The 24,724-nt window shown below is 60.0% G+C and carries 21 protein-coding genes; 9 read left to right on the top strand and 12 right to left on the bottom strand.

Translation table 11 applies throughout. The features are described from left to right. Nucleotides 1-139 precede the first annotated feature (139 nt). A complete protein-coding gene (locus CUJ90_RS03165; RefSeq protein WP_007178992.1) occupies nt 140-310 on the bottom strand; it encodes a rubredoxin in 171 nt (56 codons plus the stop codon). Between the two features lie 288 nt (nt 311-598). Between CUJ90_RS03165 and CUJ90_RS03160 the strand changes: the two genes are divergently transcribed. From CUJ90_RS03160 to cysC, 3 genes are all read left to right on the top strand, one after another. Next, nucleotides 599-1,459 (top strand): hydroxymethylpyrimidine/phosphomethylpyrimidine kinase, encoded by an 861-nt coding sequence (locus CUJ90_RS03160; RefSeq protein ID WP_073431377.1) that lies wholly within the window; start codon nt 599-601, stop codon nt 1,457-1,459. 492 nt (nt 1,460-1,951) lie between these two features. Further along, nucleotides 1,952-2,263: a hypothetical protein gene (locus CUJ90_RS03155; protein WP_114161951.1), complete on the top strand. Its 312-nt coding sequence runs from the start codon at nt 1,952-1,954 to the stop codon at nt 2,261-2,263. Nucleotides 2,264-2,282: 19 nt separating this feature from the next. After that, nucleotides 2,283-2,912 (top strand): adenylyl-sulfate kinase, encoded by a 630-nt coding sequence (gene cysC / locus CUJ90_RS03150; RefSeq protein WP_073431376.1) that lies wholly within the window; start codon nt 2,283-2,285, stop codon nt 2,910-2,912. 148 nt (nt 2,913-3,060) lie between these two features. On the opposite strand, the gene groL is transcribed toward cysC, so the two are convergent. Next, the gene (groL, locus tag CUJ90_RS03145) at nt 3,061-4,695 is read right to left on the bottom strand and encodes a chaperonin GroEL (RefSeq protein ID WP_114161950.1); all 1,635 of its coding nucleotides are present in this window, start codon (nt 4,693-4,695) and stop codon (nt 3,061-3,063) included. A gap of 52 nt (nt 4,696-4,747) precedes the next feature. Then, nucleotides 4,748-5,038, bottom strand: coding sequence for a co-chaperone GroES (gene groES, locus CUJ90_RS03140; protein ID WP_073431374.1), 291 nt, complete (start codon nt 5,036-5,038; stop codon nt 4,748-4,750). Nucleotides 5,039-5,982: 944 nt separating this feature from the next. Between groES and CUJ90_RS33720 the strand changes: the two genes are divergently transcribed. Then, nucleotides 5,983-6,231, top strand: a complete 249-nt coding sequence (locus CUJ90_RS33720; RefSeq protein WP_114161949.1) for a GGDEF domain-containing protein — start codon at nt 5,983-5,985, stop codon at nt 6,229-6,231. A gap of 61 nt (nt 6,232-6,292) precedes the next feature. Beyond that, complete coding sequence (locus CUJ90_RS33715; RefSeq protein WP_114161948.1) at nt 6,293-6,595, top strand: diguanylate cyclase; 303 nt, start codon at nt 6,293-6,295, stop codon at nt 6,593-6,595. Between the two features lie 42 nt (nt 6,596-6,637). Here CUJ90_RS33715 and CUJ90_RS03125 read toward each other — a convergent pair whose 3' ends face one another. Continuing rightward, nucleotides 6,638-7,114, bottom strand: a complete 477-nt coding sequence (locus CUJ90_RS03125; RefSeq protein ID WP_073431371.1) for an SRPBCC family protein — start codon at nt 7,112-7,114, stop codon at nt 6,638-6,640. Nucleotides 7,115-7,155: 41 nt separating this feature from the next. Here CUJ90_RS03125 and CUJ90_RS32585 point away from each other — a divergent pair, with 41 nt between their 5' ends. The 3 genes from CUJ90_RS32585 to CUJ90_RS03110 all read left to right on the top strand — a co-directional run bounded on the left by CUJ90_RS32585 (nt 7,156) and on the right by CUJ90_RS03110 (nt 12,217). Then, nucleotides 7,156-7,599, top strand: a complete 444-nt coding sequence (locus tag CUJ90_RS32585) for a hypothetical protein (RefSeq protein ID WP_161553679.1) — start codon at nt 7,156-7,158, stop codon at nt 7,597-7,599. 1,580 nt (nt 7,600-9,179) lie between these two features. Then, entirely contained in the window at nt 9,180-10,397 is a 1,218-nt protein-coding gene (locus CUJ90_RS03115) for a pectate lyase family protein (RefSeq protein WP_114161947.1), read from the top strand. Between the two features lie 953 nt (nt 10,398-11,350). After that, nucleotides 11,351-12,217 (top strand): transposase, encoded by an 867-nt coding sequence (locus tag CUJ90_RS03110; RefSeq protein ID WP_073431369.1) that lies wholly within the window; start codon nt 11,351-11,353, stop codon nt 12,215-12,217. Nucleotides 12,218-12,280: 63 nt separating this feature from the next. On the opposite strand, the gene CUJ90_RS03105 is transcribed toward CUJ90_RS03110, so the two are convergent. Further along, nucleotides 12,281-13,723 carry a tyrosinase family protein gene (locus CUJ90_RS03105; RefSeq protein ID WP_114161946.1) on the bottom strand — a complete coding sequence of 481 codons (1,443 nt, stop codon included), beginning with the start codon at nt 13,721-13,723 and terminating at the stop codon, nt 12,281-12,283. On the opposite strand from CUJ90_RS03105, the gene CUJ90_RS03100 reads away from it, so the two are divergent. Next, nucleotides 13,659-14,873, top strand: coding sequence for a zinc ribbon domain-containing protein (locus tag CUJ90_RS03100; RefSeq protein ID WP_167449641.1), 1,215 nt, complete (start codon nt 13,659-13,661; stop codon nt 14,871-14,873). The two genes, CUJ90_RS03105 and CUJ90_RS03100, sit on opposite strands and share 65 nt — an antisense overlap. 45 nt (nt 14,874-14,918) lie before the next feature. Here CUJ90_RS03100 and CUJ90_RS03095 read toward each other — a convergent pair whose 3' ends face one another. The 7 genes from CUJ90_RS03095 to CUJ90_RS03065 form a co-directional block, all read right to left on the bottom strand. Further along, on the bottom strand, nt 14,919-16,100 hold the full coding sequence (locus CUJ90_RS03095) for a glycosyltransferase family 4 protein (RefSeq protein WP_073431366.1): 1,182 nt from the start codon (nt 16,098-16,100) through the stop codon (nt 14,919-14,921). Further along, nucleotides 16,097-17,278 carry a glycosyltransferase family 4 protein gene (locus tag CUJ90_RS03090; protein ID WP_073431365.1) on the bottom strand — a complete coding sequence of 394 codons (1,182 nt, stop codon included), beginning with the start codon at nt 17,276-17,278 and terminating at the stop codon, nt 16,097-16,099. Before CUJ90_RS03090 ends, CUJ90_RS03095 begins: the two co-directional genes overlap by 4 nt. Continuing rightward, a complete protein-coding gene (locus tag CUJ90_RS03085; protein ID WP_114161944.1) occupies nt 17,275-18,540 on the bottom strand; it encodes a glycosyltransferase family 4 protein in 1,266 nt (421 codons plus the stop codon). Before CUJ90_RS03085 ends, CUJ90_RS03090 begins: the two co-directional genes overlap by 4 nt. Next, the gene (gene murJ, locus CUJ90_RS03080; protein WP_114161943.1) at nt 18,537-19,832 is read right to left on the bottom strand and encodes a murein biosynthesis integral membrane protein MurJ; all 1,296 of its coding nucleotides are present in this window, start codon (nt 19,830-19,832) and stop codon (nt 18,537-18,539) included. The genes CUJ90_RS03085 and murJ overlap by 4 nt, the downstream gene beginning before the upstream one ends. A gap of 82 nt (nt 19,833-19,914) precedes the next feature. Continuing rightward, on the bottom strand, nt 19,915-21,006 hold the full coding sequence (locus tag CUJ90_RS03075) for an SDR family oxidoreductase (RefSeq protein ID WP_073431362.1): 1,092 nt from the start codon (nt 21,004-21,006) through the stop codon (nt 19,915-19,917). Between the two features lie 59 nt (nt 21,007-21,065). Continuing rightward, nucleotides 21,066-22,343: a Vi polysaccharide biosynthesis UDP-N-acetylglucosamine C-6 dehydrogenase TviB gene (tviB, locus tag CUJ90_RS03070; RefSeq protein WP_114161942.1), complete on the bottom strand. Its 1,278-nt coding sequence runs from the start codon at nt 22,341-22,343 to the stop codon at nt 21,066-21,068. Nucleotides 22,344-22,430: 87 nt separating this feature from the next. Continuing rightward, nucleotides 22,431-24,683, bottom strand: coding sequence for a polysaccharide biosynthesis tyrosine autokinase (locus tag CUJ90_RS03065; protein ID WP_114161941.1), 2,253 nt, complete (start codon nt 24,681-24,683; stop codon nt 22,431-22,433). Nucleotides 24,684-24,724: the final 41 nt, after the last annotated feature.

The following is a 24,724-nucleotide window of genomic DNA, read 5'->3' as shown; positions in this document are numbered from 1 at the left end:
CCGCTGCGGCGCGGCGCAATCGAGAACGTTCGGTGTCGCCACGGCGGACAGTGCGCCGGCGTGCAACCGGCGCATTCGATGCGGCGCACGCCGTTTTGCAAAGGCAACGCCGCGCCGGCATTCGCCGGTATGCCCGCGTTCAGATCTGGACCATCTCGAAGTCTTCCTTGCGCGCTCCGCACTCCGGGCAGGTCCAGTTAATGGGGACGTCCTCCCAGCGGGTGCCCGGCGCAATGCCTTCCTCCGGCAAACCGGCTTCTTCGTCGTAAATCCAGCCGCAAATCAGGCACATCCAGCTTTGATATTCCATTCTTGTGTCGCGTCGTAGAGTCCGTGGAAATGGGAGCCATGATGGTACCGTGTTGCCGCCCCAATGCCTAGCAATCACAAGCGCGCGATCGCAGTCCGCAGCGGCCGCTGGCTATGCCGGTTGCGTCGCCGCAGGCGGTCGCTCGGGCACCGTGCGGCCTTGCGCGCGCCGCTCGTTCCCGGCATTGCGCCCAGGAATGCGAAAAAACGCCCTCGCGACAGTTTAGGCCGCATAATTGAGTCGATTGCGCACTCTCTGCGCCTAAATACCGCTCCTTTTGTCAATTTCATGCCCAGCGATACGCCTCCGATCGTCCTCACCTTCGGCCTCTCCGACCCCACCGGCGGCTCGGGCCTGCAAGCCGACCTGATGACGCTTGCAAGCATGGGCTGCCACGGCGTCACCGTGCTCACGGGCTATACCGTGCGCGACTCGGCCAGCTGCGACGAAGTCAACGGGCTCGACCCCGAAGTGGTCGCGACCCAGGCGCGGATGCTACTCGAAGACATGCCGATCGCCGCGTTCAAGGTCGGCGCGTGCACACGCGCCGAAGTGGTCAGCGCCATCGCCGAAGTGGTCGCCGATTACGACGACATTCCGCTGATTCTCGCCCCCGACTTCACGCTCGACGACGAACACGTGCTCGCCGCCGACGAACTGCGCGAAGCGATCGCCGATCTGCTGGCGCCGCAAACCACCTTGCTGGTCGCCGATTCCACCACGCTGCTCGCCCTCGCCCAGCCGGACGGCGACGCCGAGGCGCCGAGCCTCGACGCCGCGATTTCGCATCTGCTGTCGCAAGGCTGCGAATACATACTGTCGACGGAAACCGGCACCCACCGGCTCGTCAATACGCTGTTCAGCGAAGACGGCCAGTTGCGTCAGGACATGTGGGACCGCGGCAGCCATCGGATCATGGGACTGACCGATACGTTGGGAGCCGCCATCGCCGCGCTGTTGGCCAACGGCCAGGAACCGGCCGAGGCCGTGCGTGAGGCGCAGGAATATCTGTATCAGGCCATGCGCAGCGCATTCCGGCCGGGCATGGGCGCCTATATGCCGGACCGTTTTTTCTGGGCGCGCAGCAGCGACGACGAAACGCCGCCCGCGGCCGGCAAGGACGCGGCGCCAGGCGAAGCGCGGCATTGAAATGTGTGGGGCGTGTCTGTTGCTGATAAAAAGCGCGGGCGCGGCGCAGTTGGCCTCGCTGTTGGTCCCGAGCTACTGACGGTCAAAAAACCCGCCTCCGTGCGGGTTTTCTCTTGAGGCACCTTCTGCTCTTGCATAAGCAGCACATGTGATTTCGCATAATTACATGGCCGTCGGTAAACGAATCGCCGCTTGAACGACGCAACGAGGCGTTGTATTGCGCAATCAAACGTTACAACCAGCGTAGTTTTGATCACGCTACACTTACAACTCGCAAATCCGTCACCTAACCCCATGTCTTTGCCCGTCTTTTTCTTTCCCCTACCGAACGGCGGGGGATCATCCGCCATTCCCTTTTTCGATTTGAATAAAGGCAAAGGTCGATTCCTCCACTTCGAATGCGATCGACAAGGGCGGAAAAGCTGCCGCGCAAGGCGTCGAGCAACGCGTATTGGCGGCGGCCAGCACGCATATCGCATTCACAGAAGCCCGATGAGCACCGCCAATTACCACATTGTCCTGCCGCTCGTTTTCGAAACAAACAGGACCAGCGGTTCACAAAAAAGCGCAAGCCGTTTGAGCGGAGAGGCCAAAACGGAATTCGTTGAAGACAATAGCTTCGATTACGAACTCTTTGTTCATGCCAACTCGGAAATCGAAAAGCGTGCACTCGAATCGGGCAGCAATTTCTCGAAAGATCGGCAATGGGTTCAGCGTGTTGTCGCCCGAATAAATGAACCCGAGAACTCACCGGAGCGCCTGAGCAACGCGGGAATCCGGCGCCAACGATGGCACCACGCCTGAGCGCCAGGGGAGCATGACAATGGGAAAGTCTCACGCTTTCGTGCAACGTTGCCATGGTGCGATTACCGCTGAGGACAGAATCCGGATGTTCCGCCAAAGGCCGGTCACCATCTGGCTCACCGGTCTTTCAGGTGCAGGCAAGTCGACCATCGCGTTCGCGCTCGAACAACAGCTCGTGTCACTCGGACATGCGTGCTATGTGCTCGACGGCGACAATATCCGTCACGGCTTGGCGCGCGACCTCAGCTTCGAAAAGGAAGATCGGCGCGAGAACATTCGCAGAGTCGCACACGTCGCACAGTTGATGAACGACGCCGGTCTCATTGTCATCACGGCGCTCATTTCTCCCATGCGTGAAGACCGGGCCATGGCGCGCGAAATCATTGGGGCGGGCACATTCATCGAGACCCATCTTTCCGCGCCGGTCGACACGTGCGCTCGCCGTGATCCGAAAGGCCTCTATGCGAAAGCCAGGGCGGGAGAGATTCCTTCGTTTACCGGTGTATCGGCACCCTATGAAGCCCCGGTCGAGCCCGAGCTGCGGATCGATACCGCAACATTGACGCCGGATCAAAGCGTGGCGAAGATATTCGACTATTTGCGCGAGAACGCTCTCGCCCTGAAGCTCGCCCGCGAAGCGGCCTCGTGATACCGGGGGTGCCCGCGCGCGCGCCGCCTGCTCCCAAGAAAAAACCCGCAAAGCTAAATGCCTTGCGGGTTTTTCGTTGGAAAGCACGCCTCGCGGCGCGCTTTCCCATGCATTCCCAAGCGAGCCTCGTAACGAGGCCCACGCGGAATTACATGTCCATGCCCATGCCGCCCGGCATTCCGCCGCCGCCCATCGGAGCGTCTTCCTTCGGCAGTTCGCACACAGCTGCGTCGGTCGTCAGCAGGAGACCTGCAACCGATGCTGCGTTTTGCAGCGCGGTGCGCGTCACCTTCGTCGGGTCCACGACACCTGCGTCAACCAGGTCGACGTACTCGCCGGTTGCCGCGTTGTAGCCGTAGTTGCCCTTACCGGCAGCAACAGCCGCCACCACGACGCTGGCTTCTTCGCCGCCGTTCGTGACGATCTGGCGCAGCGGCTCTTCCATCGCGCGCAGCACGATCTTGATACCTGCGTCCTGATCGGCGTTGGCGCCCTTCAGACCTGCGATTGCCGTGCGTGCGCGGATCAGCGCGACGCCGCCGCCGGCCACGATGCCTTCTTCCACAGCTGCGCGCGTTGCGTGCAGTGCGTCTTCGACACGCGCCTTCTTTTCCTTCATTTCGACTTCGGTCGCAGCGCCAACCTTGATCACTGCAACGCCGCCTGCCAGCTTGGCAACGCGTTCCTGCAGCTTTTCACGGTCGTAGTCCGACGTAGCTTCTTCGATTTGCGTGCGAACCTGCTTCACACGTGCTTCGATGTTTGCAGCTTCGCCAGCGCCGTCGATGATCGTGGTGTTTTCCTTGCCCACTTCGATGCGCTTTGCTTGACCCAGTTCGGCCAGCGTTGCCTTCTCGAGCGTCAGGCCGGTTTCTTCCGCGATGACTTGGCCGCCAGTCAGGATCGCGATGTCTTCCAGCATGGCTTTACGGCGATCGCCGAAGCCCGGAGCCTTCACGGCAACCGTCTTCAGAATGCCGCGGATGTTGTTCACCACCAGCGTGGCCAGCGCTTCGCCTTCGACGTCTTCAGCGATGATCAGCAGCGGACGGCCTGCCTTTGCGACTTGTTCCAGCACCGGCAGCAGATCGCGGATGTTCGAAACCTTCTTGTCGTGCAACAGCACGAACGGGTTTTCGAGCACGGCAACTTGCTTGTCCGGGTTGTTGATGAAGTACGGCGACAGGTAGCCGCGGTCGAATTGCATACCTTCGACGACGTCCAGTTCGTCTTGCAACGACTTGCCGTCTTCAACGGTGATGACGCCTTCCTTGCCGACCTTGTCCATCGCTTCAGCGATACGGTCGCCGATCGACGAATCGCTGTTCGCCGAGATCGCGCCAACCTGAGCGATTTCCTTGTTGGTCGTGCACGGCTTGCTGATCTTGCGCAGTTCTTCGATCGCGGCGGTCACGGCCTTGTCGATACCGCGCTTCAGGTCCATCGGATTCATGCCCGATGCGACGTACTTCATGCCTTCGCGGACGATCGACTGAGCCAGGACCGTTGCGGTCGTGGTACCGTCACCGGCGTTGTCGCTGGTCTTGGAAGCGACTTCCTTGACCATTTGCGCGCCCATGTTCTGAAGCTTGTCTTTCAGTTCGATCTCTTTCGCGACCGAAACGCCATCTTTCGTGACCGTCGGGCCGCCGAAGCTGCGCTCGAGGACAACGTTGCGGCCCTTCGGACCCAACGTGACCTTCACAGCGTTCGCGAGGATATTCACGCCTTCAACCATCTTGGCACGGGCGGAATCACCGAATACGACGTCTTTAGCTGCCATCTTCTAACTCCTTGAATTCTTGGGATATAACCGGGGAAGTAGCGACTTGCGCCTACTTCTGCACCACGGCCATGATGTCTTCTTCGCGCATGACGAGCAGTTCGTTGCCGTCGACCTTGACGGTCTGGCCTGCGTACTTGCCGAACAGAACGCGGTCACCCACCTTCACGTCGAGCGCAATGGATGCGCCCTTGTCGTCACGCTTGCCCGGGCCGACTGCCAGGATTTCGCCTTGATCCGGCTTTTCCGCTGCGGCTTCGGGGATCACGATGCCCGACGCGGTCTTGGTTTCTTGATCCAGACGTTTGACGATCACGCGATCATGCAAAGGACGAAGGTTCATACATACTCCTCTCTTGATTGAGACTGAAGAACGCTGAGAAAACCCGGCTGGCCGAGCCAACCGGCGATGTTGTTAGCACTCTCGTGCAGCGAGTGCTAATTATATGGACGGGTGGTGACAAATTCAAGAAGGGATGCGGCGATTGTCGAAATCCGCTTACCTTTGCGCTTTGTTTGCTTCGGTTCGAACCTTGCATTGCAGCAAAAATCGGCGTCTCATTCGAATAATGTTATTTCGCAACAAGTACTTATACGGTTTCTCGCGTATCGCTAGGCGTCACCGGTTCAGGCGCGGACCGCCATCCTGAGAATCAGCGCGCCGCAATTCGATGCGCAAGCATCCTGGCAGGGAAAACCCTATCAAGACCGGTAGCCAGAAATATTTGTCGGCCTTCATGCAGCTTCGACGAAGCGGCCGCGGGGCGTGCTGATCATGTATTCCGCTGCACATGCGCATTGGTGAACTCGCGACGCGGACACAAGGCCTCTCTCGAAGCGCGTGGACGTCAAGACGTGCGGTCGGATGCCGATGGACTCGCCATGCGTTCGCGGCTATGGCGAATTTCTCTCCGAAGAAAATGCCTCGCTACAAGGTGCTTCCACGCTGTCTGCGGGGATAGTTGACCTTGAATAAACCATCTCTGGCGCGCGATTGCCTTCGTGGTGATTGCGTGCCTGTCTCTCGTTGCGCTTGATGGCTCGCGAAGTTGAAGTGCATGGGCAGTCGAGCGACAGCACGCTAACCTTGGTCCGCGCATTGGCGCCCGCGTGATAAGCAGATCAAGGTGGGTTATTCCCGTTTCGAGGAGAATCGCAGAATGGCGTCATGCGGCTGAACAACTACCGCAGCCACCCGCACTGTCCTTTGTAGCAGTTGCGTTGTCCAAAGACGAGATTTTGCATGAGTACTGGCGCCACACAATCTGGGCATTCCGCTGACGTGCTTTGCCTCGTCATTGTGGTGCGATTGTTCGTCTGGCATCTAATCCGCCAAATCGAACTCTTGATCGACTTGGATTACAAGACGGCCTGACTTGGCTCGCAAATCACCGCCAATTCGATATCGCATTGCATGGCGAATTCAGTCGCGCCATGCGTCACGTGAATGCTCTTGCACTGATCATGCTGGATGTCGATTGCTTCGAGCGATACCACGACATCCAGGGACACGCAGCGGGCGATGACCGCCTGTGAACGATTGGCCATTTCATCAGAGATCTGATAGCCCGACGTTCTGGAGAGTTGGCCACACGCTATGGGAGAGGAGATTGCAGCGCTTCTTCCGTATACCGATGTAGCCCATGCCGCAGCAATCGCGGACACTATCCGCAGCGCTATCCGTAGCCTGAAAATTGAACATTCAGGCAACCGAACCGGCTTCGTCACGATAAGCGCAGATGTTGACGAGCGGATGCCGATGCGAAGTGTGGGTGAGCCCGTGGAGCTAATACTCGCTGCCGACAAGGCTTTGCGTGAGGCAAAGCGCAAAGGACGAAATCGAACGCGTGGCGCCACGGGTGACTTTCCGTCATCGGCTACGGCCTTACATCGTCACTGAGCGCCTCGAGTGCAAAGCGTTCAATCCATTGCCACGCTGGCTTCATCCATGCTCGACGCCAAGCAGCCGCCGCGCCAGCGCCGCGCCGCCTTCGCGCATCACTGCGTCATGGTTCCATTGGAAAACCGGTCGCAATAAAGGCGCCAATGCATTCATCCATGCGCGGTTCGTACGGACGCACCAGTCATAGCGGACCACGGTAAGATCGCGTCCGTCAGTCGAAAAGCTCCACCGGCCGACGCCTTCGACGTCGCCACTGGCTTCCCCTTCCAGCGCTACCAAGGGTTCGACGCGCGTCACTCGCATGTCGAACACGAGACGATAGGGCAACCGGCCTTTCCACGTATAGCGTTGTACGGCGCCCACGCCCTGATCGGAACCGGCCTCTAGCTGGTCCACGCGCTCGACGTTAATCCACCACTCGGGCCAGCGCGCCGAATCCTGGATTGCCGCCCAAACTTCCTGCACTGGCGCGTCGATGCGCCAAATGGTGCAAAAGCGGTATTCGACCGTCCGCACTCGACCTCCATTTTTTGATGTTCTTGCAGAGATTTTGTCAGATGCTCACTGCCCTTTCCATTACCCGCGAAGGGGCACCGCTTTTCAATCCTCATCTCGTCAAGCCTGCTGCGACAGAATGCAGGATAGTTGAAGGTGGACGAATGGTGCATGAGAGTCGATGGCTGAAAGCTTCAATCCCAGCGAAAGCCATTACGATCATCTCTTGCACCCTTGAGGTGGACGTGACGGTAGACGACTCGTGTGGCGCTTCGCCCGCAGTTGTCGTTGGCAATAGCGGCCAGATCCACCATCGCTACTTTCGATTTGCCGGCTCAAACTTCAAAATCAAAGTCTTTGACCACGACGACAGAGGTGAGACAGCAACGGCGAAAGGCGAGGTACAACTACATGATTGGACGCATCTGCGCCCGCGGAGTTGTCAGCAACGCATTCATGTCCGGCCGACGCCGGCGAATATGTCTCTGCAACACTCGAAAATCTAACCAATGGCGATGGCAACTCGAGTGCCTACGGCCATCGCTGGACCGATCATTCAAATGGTGACACACGACGCTGCTGATGCTTCTCGCGCTTGGGGAGCTCGGCAATCCAACACGTCTGGAGACCCCTGCGTCGCAAAAGAAGAGCACCTTTTCCCGTTGCTGCTGAAGTAATGGTTCGTTTGCGATTTGCACGCAGTATTTTTCCAGCGCAAACCATCGACGTTGCGCACAAACAGCAGCGCAATAATGATTTGTGAGCATCGCCGTGACGTCGTCGCCTCCATCGAGACTTAGATCGCGCCACAGATGCCACGTCGTAGATAGGTAGTACCGGAAATCGGCTCACGACAATGGGCGTTGTAGTGTAGCGCGAACGATACTTCGGAAAACCTCACCGCCTTGACCGCAGCGGCGCTTTCGCAATGCATGGGAATACCCGGCCACGACCGCGTCGCGACTCGAGCGTCCAACGAATACCCTAACCGCGCCTATTACAGAACCACTTGAACCGCCCGAGTTCACCCCGAAGCGACCGATTAATTCGATTCGCGATATTGATCTGATAAAATGGCTGAGGCCGATTTAATATTAATAATATAAATTGCCGTAGCTTTAAATTATTAGTCAGTCAAGTCCAGATTAACGCGTAAAAAAATAAAAATACTCATTTTCCCGCGTAGACAATGTGCGGCTTTCTTATTACCACGAACCGCGGAACATTTTGAGCAAATATTAAACGACCGCTTCTGATTCGTCCTTATCAGCAGTTTTTCCAAACTCGTTACAGAAGTGAAACGTTTATAATTCTTCTGCCAAAACCTTCTGCAAGTAATACCGTGAACCCTGAAGAATAAGCAATATTTACCGATTCCGGTTCTGTACTGTCGGTAGACGCCCAGCACTGACTAATGGAACCGGAGCCTCGAATATCCGTGGCTATGCGCGCCGCGGATGCTGCGCTACGCAATTCGGCGCGGACTGGCCCAAGGCCCATTCGGTTCGCACCGAGGCGTTATGCATGAAATCTTGGGGTAAAGAGATCTGTCTGATCTTTTAGTTATCCTCAATTTTGAAATTGAAGCATCAAGTCGAAGTCTGTTGTTACATCTACAAGCATGCTGAGAATCTAGCGTAAGTCTTACACGCTAGCCCCGGCATGCATAAACCTCATGCGTCGGCCTTTGGTCCCGCGTGTGGGGGACGAGTCGTCGACCTAGCTGAGAGGTCGACTAAGTCGTGTCGCAGGTCGAGTACGTACGGGAGAGTCTCGCCCGATCGTGTACTCCGGCCTAGTGGTGCAATCCAAGGCTTTAATCACTAATAGCACTTCGCTATATGGATCACATGCAAGCGTACATTAAGTACTACCAAATATTCACCTGATGACTATTTCCCGATCAACAGGTTTAGAACACTGCCCTAGTGGCAGCAGTCGATACACGTTCGTCTAACGGTATCTGCGAGCGCATATCGGCACATTGGAAGCGTCAGCTTCTTCAGCAATGAACGCGGTCAACGCGTTCCCTTGTTTCGCCTCTTCGCTAGAAATAGCGCCATGTCTAACTTTGGAATGTAACGGAATGAGACATCTCAAATACCTGCTTTTTTTCCTTTTTTCGCTCGCCTTTTTGCCCGCGGCTTACGCGCAGAACAACCCGTCGAGTGTCGTCGTGAACGGTACTACGTGGAACAAGTGTGCAGACGAGCATGGCACCTGCTCCTTCTCCGGCACGCAGAGCGTACTCTATGGGGCGTGGCCTCCGAGCGCACCTTCGGCCATGTACGCGGTGAATGGCACCTATACCGGCAAGGTGCCGTGTGACAACAGCGCCATGGCCGATCCTGCGGTTGGCTATCAGAAAGCGTGCTATATCAAGGCCACGTCTACGTCCGCATCTACATCGACGTCCACACAATTTACCCCGCCGGCGCTCGTGAACCCGGTGAATCCGATGGCCTATGGCGCGAAGTGCGACGGTGTAACGAATGACACGGCCGCATTCCAGAAGGCAATCAATGCAGGCGACGTGTTGGTTCCGTCCGGGACTTGCGTCATCAATGGCACCCTCAATGTGAGGGCGAGCAACCGGCACATTCAGTGCCAACAGACCGTGCTCAAGCGCACCACCGGCTACGCCAACCAGATGTTCGTCATCGGCGACTACAACAACTACTATCACGACGACAGTATCGTTAACTGTAATTTCGTGGGCGCCAACACCGTGGTGCCGCAGTATTACAACAACGACGCACGGCATTGGGATATTCCGGTTGAAACCGTTGGTCCGGTCAGCAACTTCTTCCTGGCAGGCAACAGCTTCAAGCAGTTCTTCGGCCAATCGATGTTCCAGACCTACGGCTCGACCAACGGCGGAAGCGGCGACAAAATCATCTACAACACCTTCGCGAGCTGCGGCTACTATGGGCCGGTGTTCGTTGCTCATACGAACGGCTACATCGGACACAACACCGTGACCGACTGCGCTGTGGGTATCGAGAATGACAACACCACGCAACAGACGGGCCATAACGTGATCGAGTACAACACCATTAAGGCCGTCTATGGCTATGGTGCGCCTGACATGTCTTCCTCGGTGATGCTGACGGGCGGTGTCGCGGCGAGTGCGGACTACTCAACCAACATCGTGCGCAACAACACGGTATCTGGCACGAGCAACGCGCAGGGCTTCCGTGGCGCTAACATCCCGAGCCGAACCATCATTGGCAAGAACTGGGGCGTAAAAGCCGCGCAGTATTCGAACAATACCTGCGTTTCGGGATGCTCGGTTACGCAGTAATCGTGCGGCAGTAAATGAAGAAAGCAGAGTCGGACTACGTGCGCGATTGGCTCGACTCTGCTGCTGTCAGGGCATCGATTTCACAATCGCATGACCCCGCATGACCCTCGAGGTGCACCCACAGGTACTCGACAGGATTGACTTGCTGAGAACTGCAACCATGACGCGACCGAAGTGCACCCAAAGCACGTTGACAACCGCGGTAATGTTGCTGGTCACTTCATGCACGGCATGATCGTCAGTTCCCTGTTGGGTGCAGCCAATCTCCCCGCTTCATCCCGCGCAATGCGGCGCGACCACCGGCATGCGATGTACCGTGCCCAAGGTGCGCGATGTCCGCGATGACGCACGTCAGCACGCGGCGACAGCTTGTCTTGCGAAACATCGATGTGGATTGAAACACGCTGCCCGTGACCCGACGGCAGCAGTCGACAATTCGGCATTCCGTTCGACGAGCGCGTTACCCTCAGCCAAGAACCCTCATACCGACCTCGGCACACAAAACTAGCGGCACCTTCAAAGTCGCTCGCCTGCATGAGCGGCAGGTCGCCACTCGTCGCGCCACGACGGATGAAGCACTTGAACGGCCCAGACAGCCATCAAGGCAATGGCTACACATTCCCCCGTCAAACCGCACCACTGCTGGCGTGTCCAGCCAAGGGACAGATCCTGCGTCAGCGTATCCTGACAAAAGATTCAGTGGACGCTGCGTTGAGTCGTGTCCAAACCCTGACTGCAAAAAACAATATGGCATGGGTCAATCACTATCAGGCGGGAACTTCGCATTGCCCTGCCGCACCTATCCGGTTTCAGCGGGCGACAGAACAGCCCAAGCCTCGGGCAAGCTCTGTCACCGCTATTTCCGCAGACAATACGCGTCGTCACCGCTTATGCCCGTCGAGCTGCATTCGCGCGCGGTGAGACTTGGGAGTTGCAATGTCCTGGAGGTTGCAATGTTCTTCGAAGAGCTTTCCGACGAGGAGTGGTCATTGATCGGCCCCATGCTGGCCGATCCCGTTGTTCGCCTGACGAAACGCGGCCGTCCGCGGGTACAGCCGCGGGTGGTCACCAACGCGGTCTTGTGGATTTTGACCACGGGAGAATCGTGGTCGAAGCTGCCAGAGAAATATCCGTCGCAGCCCACTTGCAGGTACCGATTCGAACAGTGGCGGATAAATGGAAAACTGGCGGAAATGATGCGCGTCCTGTCGCGTGCAGGACGGCATTTTTCATATGTTCCCGATCGACCGCCTTCAGAGAAGAAGGCGGATCAGAAACCAGCCGTTGCTCCGCTCGATGATGCGGGCACGGAGGACGACGTCGGCACACCTGACGTGGTCTGGAAAAGCCAGGAGTCGTGGCTGAGTACGAGCACCGAGCGCACGGCGTACCATGCCGACAGTTGGATATTGGGCGACATAGGCCGCACGCGCGACACGGAGCCCGGTCCTGCAGAAGCATGCAACGACGACGCAAGCGCGCAGGAAGAAGCATCGTCGAAACGTCAGCGCGTTTACTCCCAGGGGGCATGGCGGAGCGCGTCAGAAGCCAGCGGAACGAGCGTCGTCAACGAGCGGGGCTATGTCGTCCACGCCGCTGCGGACCTCATGCAGAACGATCTGTTTCGAGGCTGGGCGGAAATCACGGAAAACGGACAACGGGTGGCGCACTCCGGCCTCGTGGGTCCGAGGTTTATCGCGCCGGAGGCTGCCAGGCAGTGTGCGTTGGACTGGGCGCGCGATTGGATCGACAAGCAGGAGGACGCTGCGAACTCCAGCCGCTACACAACCGGGTCAAGGGCAACATTGCGAAGAGGCTGAAGTGTGCGGCTGCGACGCGCGCAAACAATGCCCTCGCGTCGCAGCGCTCACACTCTCAGCAGATCACGGGCCTTCCGTCGACAGCTCGAGACGCATCTCGCCTACCGTCAATACCGGACCCGTTGGGTAGTTCGGACCATTGACGCGTACTAGCGAGATCACAACCTCCTTCAGATTCGCTACGCCGACGTTGCGCAACACGTCGGTCGCCGGCAATACCAGGCTGCCCTCGCCATGGTGTATTGCACCCGACACTTCGAATGGCCCGAACGTGCCGAGAAAATGCGACTGACTCTCGACGTCCGCGTTACCCGAAGCGGGCAGATTGAGGTAGACGTTATAGAAATAGCCGCCCTGCTTTCCCGCACTGGTGACACCAAGCTTGTCCAGCACGATGCGCGGATACTTGAACGTTGTCGTTGTCGTTGTCGTCTCGCTCGTGGTGGCTGTATCGACGGTTGACGCATTCGCAGCCACTGCATCCTGCAAGGAGGTGGTGCCTGACGCCTGCAAGGGCAAACGCGCACTGACAGACCGCTCGTTGAGCGTAAGATTCGCGACGCCGCCAAGCGACCGGCGGGTCGTCGCGATGGTACGCGGGGGCGTCGTTGAAAAGCTGCCGAGCGCCGGTCGCACGAGGATCGGGGCATGCTGCGCCTGCACACGAATGATGCGTCCTTCCTGAGCGTTCAGCGGCATTGCAGTCGGCACCTTTTGATTCGAATATTGGTAGTTCAGCAACGAGGGCATATAGGTCGTCGATTTCTTCATCGTCAGGCCGGTTGCGTAAGTGAACGTTCCGGACCAGTACGAACTGTTCGGATAAGGCATCGTGGTTTTCGGCTGCTGCGCCCACGCGTCCCATAGGCGGTCGACGTTCGCGTGATGCAAATAGAAGATCGGGTCGGTCGGCGACTGCATGTCGGCCATCCATCCACCGATGATGTTGTGCACCGGATTATGCGGAGCCGATTCGAAAGACGCCTCAAACGAGTTGGACGTACCGCGCTGAAAATTGGTTACGTTCGGTGCGAACGGCGCAAGCGTGAGCGCGGAATAGACGTTCGAGTTGGCCCGGCCCGACACATAAAGTGCATTACCGCTGGACGGATCGGTAAACTCACTGGGCATGGTGGGATACGTGTAGTAGTCCCAGTACGGCAAGGTCAACAGGCTGTCTCCGGACACCGTTCTCAACTGCTGTTCGAAGTAGTAAATGTAGCCCCTATGCCACGCGAGAAAGTACGGCACCATATGCGGACAGTAGTTCATATGGACGTTGACCCAATACGCCCAGGAGGTCGGTTTTGTCGCGTCCGTGGCCGCTTTCATCAGTTTTACCGCATTCAGGAACGATGCGTACTGCGGCGTGGTTTTGAAAACCTGCCATTCCAGCCGGGTCGAAACCGACCCTGCGCTCATGGCCGGCATTGGAAGCGACATGAGAGCCGCAGCCGATGCGGACCCCTGCAGGAAAGAACGCCGGCTGAAGTGGTTCCTTGACATTCAGGTTCTCCTCAAATCGGAAAGATCGGGGGCCGTGCTTCAGGGTGCCGGCTGTTTATTGAAACCGTCTTTTATCCGATCGCGCCTTTATAGCCACAGATACACGATAGCCTGGCTGCTCATCGATCACGGTGCTATTCCCGCGAGAAATGTGGTCGAGCCCACACTTCAATTTCGCCGAACAGCACAACATCAATATCCGCGCTTCGACGGCCGCCAGCCGCGTTCGGCGACCTTCATCGTATCGGGTCGTTGCGTATTGACGGACATCATGGCCATCGTCGCTGGCTATAAAGCGACATACACCAGCAAGGGCGCGGATCATTCGAAAGGTTCGAGTATGAACAAGCGCATGCTGTTTCCGGTCGCCATGGTTTCCGCCGTCTGCCCGCGCTGTGGAAGCCTCATACAGCGAGACCAACGCTTCTGCACCCGATGTGGAGCGTTTCAGTCCGCCGTGCCCGAAGCAAACCGCGACCAGTTGGGCACGTACTCACAACGAGCGAATGTGCAGCACTCTCAGCCTCCGGAGCGCGATCTGGTGAACGTCGACGCCTACGACGCTCACGGCCTGTCCGCGTTTCCTCCAAGGCCGCCTTCGCTGTTGCAGCGAACGCTCAGCGTGAGGACGGCTTTATTGGGCGCATGTATCGCGGCTGCCGTCGCCTTCGGCCTGACCTATCTGCGCTATGCACCAGTTGTAGCAGTCCGCGACGAAGCGCAGCCTGCCCCTCATGACGCTGCCGCTGCAGAACAGAATTCGTCTGCCGACACCGCCTACATGACACCGCGCGCGTTGCGCGAGATCGATGCAACACTCGGCATGCCCAAAGACAAGTTCGACACCGCGCCGCCTTCCGGGCTTACGTCGACCGATACGGCCCTCTCCCCCACCCGAGTACCCACCGACAAAGACATGCGTGTCGACGCATCACCTACTGATAACCGCACGGTCGCGGAAACCATGGCAGCGGCAGTAGCAGAACCCAACCCTGTTACAGACACCGACGTCTCCCAGTCACAGCAACGGCCGGCACTCTCCCCGGATTTTTCAAACATTAGCGACCCAGAGGCCTTGGAACAGGCGATCAAGCAGTACGGCTGGACCCTTGACACGGGCGCTACTACGCAAAGAGGCAGTGCGGACTAAACCACTTCCCGAACGGACAGTTAGACGCCATGTGCGATCCGCCGCTCAAACCGCCGACTGTTCTCGCTTGTCCAGCGCCTCCACGTAAGCCTCTTCGTAACGGCGCCAACTCGCTTCTATGGAGAAGCGGCTTTGAATCCGTCTTCGCGCCGCATGTCCGAGCCTCGTGAGTTCGTCACGCGGCAACGCGAGTAACGAACACAACGCGCGACCAAGCGCCTCGGGATCTTGCGCCGGCACGACGCGGCCGGTCGTGCCGATCAGCAACGCGGTGTCGCCGACATCCGTTGCAACGCACGGCACTTCGCAGGCCATCGCCTCGCCAATCACAGTCGGCAAGCCCTCGCTGCTTGACGACAGACAGAACACGTCGAGTCCGGCGAGCAGGGTCTGTGGTTCCGCCTGCGGTCCAACCAGGCTACAGGCATGAGCGATTCCCGCGGCGTTGAGCAGCGCTGCCAGTTCGTCATTATCCGGTTCGAGCCCCTGACCGGCCATCACGAAGCGGCATTCCGGCATCGCGTCGACAACGATGCGCATCGCGGCGATGAACGTCCCATAGTCCTTGACGGGATGGTAGCGGCCGACAATTCCGACGAGTGGAGTGAGCGCCCCGATACCGAGCGAGCGCCGCAACGTCTCGCGCGCCCCCCGACTGGCGTGGAAGCGTTCGAGGTCGATGCCGTTGTGAATGACGGTCATGCGCTGCGCGCAGTAGCCGCCCAGGCGGTGCGACGCTTTCGCCGATTCGGCGCAGCAAACGATCCGATCAGGTATGCGCGACGAGATCAGCGCGCATGCGCGCGCGATCCAGCGCGTCATGCGGGCGCTGCCGGTCAAACGCAGATCCGTGTGATGGACGCCCCACAGCAGCGCGGGTCGCTTCACATGCGCGCCGCGCAAAAAACGCACGGCTTGCGCCCCATAGGTGGCTGCGCCGCCCATCAGGTCGGCGTGATACATCCAGGTCTGCACGACATCCGGTTCCAGTTCGTCGAGCCATCGGATGAGGCGGCGAAACGTCCTGATGTCGGGCATGCCGCGCCTCATCCCGAGTACACGCACCTCTACGCCGAGCTCGACGAGACGATCGGCCAGCGGCGCCTCGCGCGACAGCGATATGACGACATGCTGCAAGCCCTCGCGCTGTGACGTTCGGATCAGCCGCACCAGCATCGTCTCCGCGCCGCCGACGGCGAGATCCGTAATCACGTGAACGATCTTCACGGGACGACGCTCCCGCTCACGGGCATGGCCTGCCGCGCCGGCGCGAGCACTTCCCGGTAGACGGCGAGCGTGCGCTCGATGATGATCTGTTCGTCGAATTCCCGTAGCGCCTTTTGCCGCGCCGCCTCACCGAGCTTGCGCGCCAGCGCCCGGTCGTCGTCGAGACGACGAATGGCGCCGGCGAGTGCGCGGCCATCGCGCACCGGCACCACGAGCCCTTCTTCGCCGTCGATGCCGACAACCTCGCGGCATCCCGGCGCATCGGTAATGATGAGCGGCAACGCGCACGCCGCCGCCTCGATCATCGATTTGGGCAGCCCTTCGCGATAACTGGGCAGCACCGCCACATCGGTCTCGGCAAAGAGCGCGGGCATATCGCTAACGTGTCCCAGCCATTCGACGAGTCCATCCCTGACCCAGCCCCGCAGCAAGTTCTCGTCGACGGCAGCCGGATTGCCTGGGTCCGGTGTTCCCGCGAGAATGCATCGCACGCTGCGGCCTTCGGCTTTGAGGATGCGCGCCGCTTCGACGTACTCGGCGATGCCTTTGTCCCACAGCAGCCGTCCCGCCAGAACCACGCGCAACGGCTGCGCTTCGAGCGGATCGGCTTCCTCGGAACGCGGCTTGAAGCGGCTGATGTTGACCCCCGAACCCTTGATCACGCGTATCGCCCGTTCGTCGACGATATTGGCCGTGCGGAACAGCGCAAGATCGTCGGGGTTTTGCAGGATCAGCATGCTGCCTTTGCCGCCAAACGCCGTGCGCATCACTCTGCGCACCAGCGGACGCAAAACGATCGCCTTGACGTCGCGGCTCGAAAAAACATAGCCCATTCCCGCCACGGCGTTGACGCGCACCGCCACCCCGGCAAGACGGGACGACAACGATCCGTAGACCGCGCACTTGATGGTAAAGCCGTGCACGAGGTCGGGCTGTTCGCGCCGCAGGAAACGCACGAGCCACATCAACAGCGTCACTTCGCGCAATGGGTTGAGACTGCGCCGCACCATCGGGGCCGGCTCCCAGCGAAATCCCAGCGCGCGCAGTTGCGGTCCGTATTCGCCTGGCGGAGAAAGCAGCACGACCTCATGACCCAGTTCGCGCAACTTCCGCGCGAGCGATAGCCGGAAGTTGTAGAGGTACCAATCGGTGTTGGCAAACAGGATCACCTTGCTCATGTCGGCTCCTTGTCGACGCGCTGAATGTTTACGAGCGCGGGCTGGCGTGCGGGTTGGCGTATGTCCCCGCGCGAACTGTCGGGCGGGACGGCCGGCATCGCGGCACTCACTGCCGCGCCGGCGCGCCGCGGGCGCGCGCCCACACGCTCGAATTCCGCATCCCACATGTCGAGCACGGCCTGCGCCGAAAAACGCTCCCGGATTGACCGCGCCGCTCTGCGGCCGAGTTCGGCACGCAACGCATCATCGGAGAACAGGCGCCGCAAGCCCTGCTCCATTCCGTACGCGTCGCCCGGCGGCACCAGCCATCCGTCGCTACCGGCGCGCATCAGTTCCCTGGGGCCGCTACGGCAATCGAATGCGATCGTTGCCATGCCGAGTCCCATCGCTTCCATCAGCGCCATCGGCAAGCCTTCGAAACGCGACGACAGCACAAAGAGGTCCGAGCGCGCCATTTCCGCCCACGGGTCGACTGTCTTGCCGGGCAGAAAGACGCGCTCTTTCAACGCCGCCCCCGCCACCTGCGCCTCGAGCCTTGCGCGCTCCGGCCCGTCGCCCCAGATCCACAAATCCCATTCAGGGAAAGCATCGGCAAGCGACCCGAACACGGCGATCAACAGGTCATACTGCTTCTGCTCGTGCAAGCGGCCCACGGAGACGAGCCGTCGCCTGCCATCGCCATGCTCTGTCACGCCTCGCTCGAGGGCGAGCCCGCCGCGATCGGCGCGATCGAACAGTTCGTCGGGCAGCGGATTGGGCATCACGGCGACGCGCGCCATGCGCGGCACCATCTGCCTGAACGGCGCGACGACGTTCTCCGTCAGCACCGCCGCAAGGCTCGCCCGTGGATAGAGGAGACGGCACGCGAGCCGCCATAAACGGGAGCGCCCGTCGGCGGCGGGATCATTGTGTTCGCACACGATGACGGGCACGCGCAATCCCCTCGACGCCAGGATCGCCGAAATATTGACGTTGGTGAGAAACGAAATGACGACATCCGGCTTGCTGTCGCAAAGCAACGTGCGCAGTGCGCGCAGGCGTGCCGCGTAACCGCGCGGCCCCAAGCGCTTCCGCCCCGCGAGATCGGTGAGATAGATGAGCCGCACCTGGCTCGTGAGCGTATAGAAGCAGGTGCCGCGGCCGCTATAGGTGATGACGAGCGTCACCGTGTCGCCCCGCCCGGCCCACGCATTGACGAGCGTCGATGCCACGCGTTCCGCGCCGCCGGTGCCCATCGAACTCACGAGAAGAACGATATTCATGGCTGCCCTGCCGCCGTCGTGGCGGTGCCCGTTGGCCAGCCTTGCACGTACACGAGATAGCAGATGAGCGTCGTCGCGTGCATCAGCGCAGTGGCCGCGAAAATGCCGGGCACGGCCAGCCAGTGCGTCATGACGACGTTGGCGGCGACCTTCACGAGAAAACTCAGCAGGGCGATGGTGGCCATTTCCCGGTAACTTCCCGCGCTCGCGAACAGCGTCAATAGCACGAGGCCGGAGAAATAGAACGGCACCTGCATTTGCCCCCAGCGAAAAAGCTCCGTCACGGCCGCCGTATCCCGCGCGGTAAATGCGCCGCGCTGGAACAGTAGCGCAACGGCCTGCGGCGCAAGCAACCACGACACCAGCGCAATGGCCGAGCCGAGCAGAAACATGAGCATCGTCCACTTCACGGCAGTATGGCGGGCGCGCGACAGATCGCCGACGCCGATGATATCCGACAGGATCGGCAGGATTGCCTGACCGATTGCGAGCGCGCCCATGCTGAGGAGCAGCGAGAGAATGCGGTTCGTGTAGCCCACCGTGGCGACCGCGCCATCGCCATAGGCGACCACGAAGAATTGATCAAGTATCGGCGTGCAGCACATGACCACCTGGCCGAGGGCGAGCACCCGCACCGCCCGGAACACCCGCTGCCATTGCGGCGCCTTCAGCGTCAGACGGAGCCTGTAGCGAATCGGGTCGACCCGCACCGATAGCGCTCGCACGACCAGGGTTTGGACCACGTACCCGCCGATCGTGCCGTATATGAGCGGCAGCGCCTTGGTCTGGTCGCCGATCGATAGAACGAAGGCCAGCACGAAGCCGGCGGGCAGACCTTCGAGCAGCGTGTTGATGTGGCGTTCGCGCGATTGCAGCCGCGCCGCGTATGCGCTGGACACGAGCATGAGCGCGCCGACCGGTCCCATCGTCAGGATCATCTGCCGGCACAGGGCGCGTGTTTCCGCCGACAGACTCTTCGCGCCGATCTGCAGCGCGAGCGGCCAGCACGCATAGAGCAATAGCGTCAACGCCGCGCCCACCGCTATGGCCCATGCTTCGAGTTCACCCAGAAAGCGTGTCTGATCCGCAAGCGGCTGCGCGCGAAGATCGACAAAGACTGGCACAAGCACCATGATGAATATCGTCGCGATCACCACGGGCAGCCAGCCCACCAGCGTCATGGTCAGTTGGTATGCATCGACCACAGGGCCTGTGCCATAACGGTACGCGACGGCCATTTCCTTCAATGCGCCCGCACAGCGTCCCGCCAGCACGAAAACCGAAATGCGCATCGCACCACGTGCGATGCGCAAATGATCGGGGTGAAATGGCGGGATCTTGCTTCGTAACGCGCCGAAGTACGAAAACACGCGCTCACCCCGCCGTCATGTGAATGGCTTCATCGAAGCCGCGAGCGTCGTCCCCTCGGCCGTTGCGCTGAGCAACGAAGCGCACATACCACGGCATCGCCACGGCAAGTCCCTGCGCGAGTGGAATGGCGTCCGCGTAGCCGAGCAGTCGTTCCGCCTTCTCGACGTTGGCCTGCGAATGGCGGATGTCGCCGTCGCGCGCAGGGCCATAAGTGGCACGGTGCTCGCCTGGCTGAACGCCATGAAGCGCGAGCGTCGCTTTCAGATAGTCGTACAGCTGATTGAGCGTGGTACGGTCACCCACCGCGACGTTGTAGACCTGGTCGCGGCTCGCTTCGTCGGCGCACGCAGCCAGCAGATTCGCCTGCACCGCATTGGCGACGAAGCAGAAGTCCCGGCTCGTCTCGCCGTCGCCATTGATGATCACCTCGTCGCCGTTGATGAGCGCGGCCGTCCAGCGCGGAATCACCGCCGCATAGGCGCCGTCTGGGTCCTGGCGCTGGCCGAAAACGTTGAAATAGCGAAGGCCGATCGTTTTGAAACCGTAGTTGCGCGCGAAGACCGATGCGTACAGTTCGTTCGCGTACTTGGTGATCGCATAGGGCGACAACGGGCGCCCTATGCAGTCCTCGACCTTTGGCAATCCGGCGTGATCGCCGTAAGTGGAACTCGAGGCGGCATAGGTAAAGCTTTTGACGCTCGCATCGCGTGCGGCAAGCAGCATGTTGAGGAAACCACTGAGGTTCACCTCGTGGGTCGCAATGGGGTCCAGCAACGAACGCGGCACGGAGCCGAGCGCCGCCTGGTGCAGCACGTGATCGACGCCCTTCACAGCCGCCGCGCATTCGGCGGGATTGCGTATATCGCCTTCGATGAACCTGAAGCGCTGCCATTGGTCGATGCCGACCAGCGAACGGACTTCGTCGAGATTGCGGCGATGGCCGGTCGCGAAGTTGTCCAGCCCGACCACATGCTGATCGAGCTCGAGCAATGTCTCCAGAAGATTCGAACCGATGAAACCGGCCACACCTGTAATAAGCCACGTTTGCGGATGCTGAACGAGGTCGCGACGTACCCGATCGTATCGGTTTGACATTGAAGTCTCCTGACCATGACACTCATGCCGGCACCGAAGGCCGACGGGTTTATCGAGCACTATAGGCGCAGGTCGCTCGACTCTGCCGGCAGCACATATTTGAGGTCGTAAAGCACATGCCGCGGCTTGCCGAACGAACGCAGTTTCTCGTATCCCCACTCGACGAACTGCCTGTGCGCAACGGCAACAATGGTCGCGTCGTATACACCCACCTCCGGTTCCTCGATCGGATCGATCCCGTACTCGTGGTGCGCGGCCTCCCGGGATACCCAAGGATCGAATACATCGACGAGCACGCCGTAGTTTTTCAGGCCGTGGACGATATCGACCACGCGCGTGTTGCGCAGATCCGGGCAGTTTTCCTTGAACGTGAGGCCCAGCACGAGCACCCGCGCACCGGGTATGAAAATTTCAGAGCGCGTCAACGCCTTGATCATTTGCGATACGACGTACTCGCCCATGCTGTCGTTCAGCCGTCGTCCGGCAAGGATGATCTCCGGGTGATAACCGATCGACTGCGCCATATGCGTCAGATAGTACGGGTCGACGCCGATGCAGTGGCCGCCTACGAGACCGGGACGAAACGGCAGGAAATTCCATTTGGTTCCGGCGGCCTGTAGAACCGCTTCGGTATCGAGGTTAAGCTTGTTGAAGATGATCGAGAGTTCGTTGACGAGCGCGATATTCAGATCGCGCTGCGTGTTCTCGATCACCTTGGCCGCTTCCGCGACGCGGATGCTGCTCGCCTTGTGCGTGCCGGCCGTGATGATCTCGCGGTAAAGCGCGTCGACCACCTCCGCGATCTCCGGCGTCGAACCCGAGGTGACTTTGCGAATGTCGGTCACGCGGTGCGCCTTGTCGCCGGGATTGATGCGCTCCGGGCTATAGCCCGCGAAGAAGTCCACGTTGTATTTGAGGCCCGACACCCGTTCGAGAACCGGCACGCAGTCGTCTTCCGTCGCACCGGGATACACGGTCGACTCGTAGATCACGATGTCGCCTCTCTTGAGCACGGAGCCGATCGTTTCGCTCGCCCGCAGTAGCGGGCCAAGATCCGGGCGCTTGAAACGGTCGATCGGCGTGGGTACGGTGGCGATGAAAACGTTGCATGTCCGCAGATCCTCCACGTCGGACGTAAACGTCATACCGGTCGCCGCCGCCAGTTCTTCCTCGCTCACTTCCAGCGTCGCGTCGCGCCCTTCCCGTAGCGCCGAAATGCGCGCGCCGCTGATATCGAACCCGACTACCGGACGATGCTTGCTGAACTCCACCGCCAAAGGCAAACCCACGTACCCCAAGCCGACTACCGCGACCTTTAGTCCATTCGACTCACGCATGACCAGTCTCCGCTAATGCAACGATTGCGTTGGGGCGCCCACGTATTGCGCCCGCTTTGTTCTTGAATGTGCAGCCGCTAAGATCGGTTAACGCGTCGTCGAGTCCGAATGGTAGTCGTACGCGACGTAGGCGCGACTGCCGTAGCGGCGCGCGAGCGCATAGTCCATCGTGTGCATGTTGGTGCCGTTCAGCAGCACGCCGTTCACTCGGGCGCCGGTCTGTCCAAGCCGCTTGACGGACTCCTCCAGTTCGCGGACACGCGTGTCCGCGAACCGCGCGACGAGGAACAGCAAGCCCGCGACGGGCGCCATGATGCCTGTGTCCGACGCGACCAACACCGGAGGTCCGTCGATAACGACGATGTCGTAGCGCGCCGATGCGCTTTCGATCATCTCCCGGTATCTCGGCAGCATGAGCAGTTCGGCGGGGTGAGTCGGATAGGGACCGGTCTGCAGAACATCGAGCCGCGGCTGCACGTCTCGCGCAATCGCCGCTTCGAGTTCGCAGGTTCCGGCCAGCACATCCGCGAGACCTTGACCAGGCTGCAAACCAACCAGGCGATGCAGGTGTCCTTTGCGAAGATCCCCGTCGATCAGCAGCACGCGCCGGCCGCCCGATGCAAGCAGCGCCGCCAGGTTGGCGGACAGAAACGACTTGCCGATGCCCGGCAGCGGGCCCGCGATCATCACGACGTTGTTGCGCGCGCCGATCTGCGCAAACTGCAACGCGGAGCGGAGGATACGCAACGCTTCGACGGCGGCGTCTCTCGGATAGAGCGAAGCAAGCAGCAGGCTTTCACCGGTTCGGGCCTTTGCCTTCCTGTCCACCAACTGCTGTTTGTCGCTTTGCGGAATGACCGCGAATACACTCAGGCCCGTGCCTATTTCGATCTCGCGCGAGTCCGTCACGCCGCGGAAGACGTAGTCACGCGCAATCGCGAGTCCGATGCCCGAGAGCAGCCCGAACATCGTCGAAACCAGCATGACGAGCCATTTGATCGGTTTGACCGGCTTTTCCGGCACGTCCGCCGTGTCGATCAACTGCGCGGAGGCAGCTTTGCCAGCCTGGATAACGCGCAATTGTTCGATGTTGTTGCGCAGCGTCGTGTACAGGTCCGTGTTGACGCGAACGTCGCGCATCAACCGCATCGCGCCCTGCTGCTCGGTGGGCATCCCCTTGATCTGCGAGTTCAGGTCGTCGATGTACTTCTGCGCGGAGCCGATCTGCTTATCGAGTGCCGCGACGGCCGGATAGCTGGCCGAGAAGGTCGCCAGCAGCGTGGCGCGCCTTTGCTGCAATTCGATCAGTTTGGTCGTCGCCTCCGCACTGCGCGAGAGAAGCAGTCGCGCCTCCTCGTTCATGTCCAGCAGCGAGTGCCCATTGCGATAGTTGTTGTACGCGTCTTCCGCCTCGCGAACCTGCCGCGCCATCGACGGCAACTGGCTTTGCAGATAGTCGAGCGAGTTCTTCGCGATGACCGCCTTGCGCGCAGCGTTCCATTGCTCGTATTCGCGGCCGATCTGATTGATCGTCTCGGTGGCGCGAGCGGCATCGGGGCTTTCGATCGAGACCTTCAGCACGCTGGATTTGGCGCCCTGCTCCTTGATCTTGAGGGTTCGCTGCAGCCGGTCGACGGTCAGTTGACGCGATTCCCTCGACAGATCGAATTCGGCGCCGGGGCGTCCCACAAGCGATTTGACCAGCAGCGTGATCGGACCGGCTGCCGAGTCGACGCGCAGTACGCGCCCCACCGTGCCGGTTGCGCCTTCGTCGGGCAGTCCCGGCCCGCTCAACGAATACAGCCCGTTCTGCAGCGCCTTCAGCGTGTAACCCTGGCCCTGATCTCGTTGCGGCACTTCAAACGACTCGACCTTGATCGATTCGGCGCCCCAGACATATCCTCCCAGCCCCATGACGCCGGGCTCGGACAGACCGTCCGCGCGGCGAGCCAGCCATTCGCCGATCACAGGAAAGTATTGCGGCTTCGCGTTGACGTAAAGGTGCAGCGCATCCACCGCGCGCGCAATGATCAACTTCGACCCGAGTACCTGCATTTCGCTTTCGGCGGACGACTTCTCGTCGAAGCCGGGCGAAATGTTATTCAGGAGTTCATTACCGTCATGTCGTGGGGCCGTGCCGGTCGAGTCTTCGACCTTGATGAGCACGCTCGCCTCGTAAATCGATGGCGTGAGAAATGCGTAGCTCGCCCCGAGCAGCATGACAACGAGCGTCGTGACGATAATCATCACACGGTATTCGATCAAAGCGTCGAGGATTGAAGCCAGACCTGCCCGCTCGTCCCGGCCGACGCTCGCCTCTATAGTTGAAGCTTCTTTCATGGGCTTTCTCGCTAAAGACTGTTGCAGCGCTATCCGCCTGT

This window comes from Paraburkholderia terricola (genome assembly GCF_003330825.1).
Classification (GTDB): Bacteria; Pseudomonadota; Gammaproteobacteria; order Burkholderiales; family Burkholderiaceae; genus Paraburkholderia; species Paraburkholderia terricola.
Note: the sequence above shows the minus strand (reverse complement) of the source record. Positions and strands in the feature narration are given on the sequence as shown.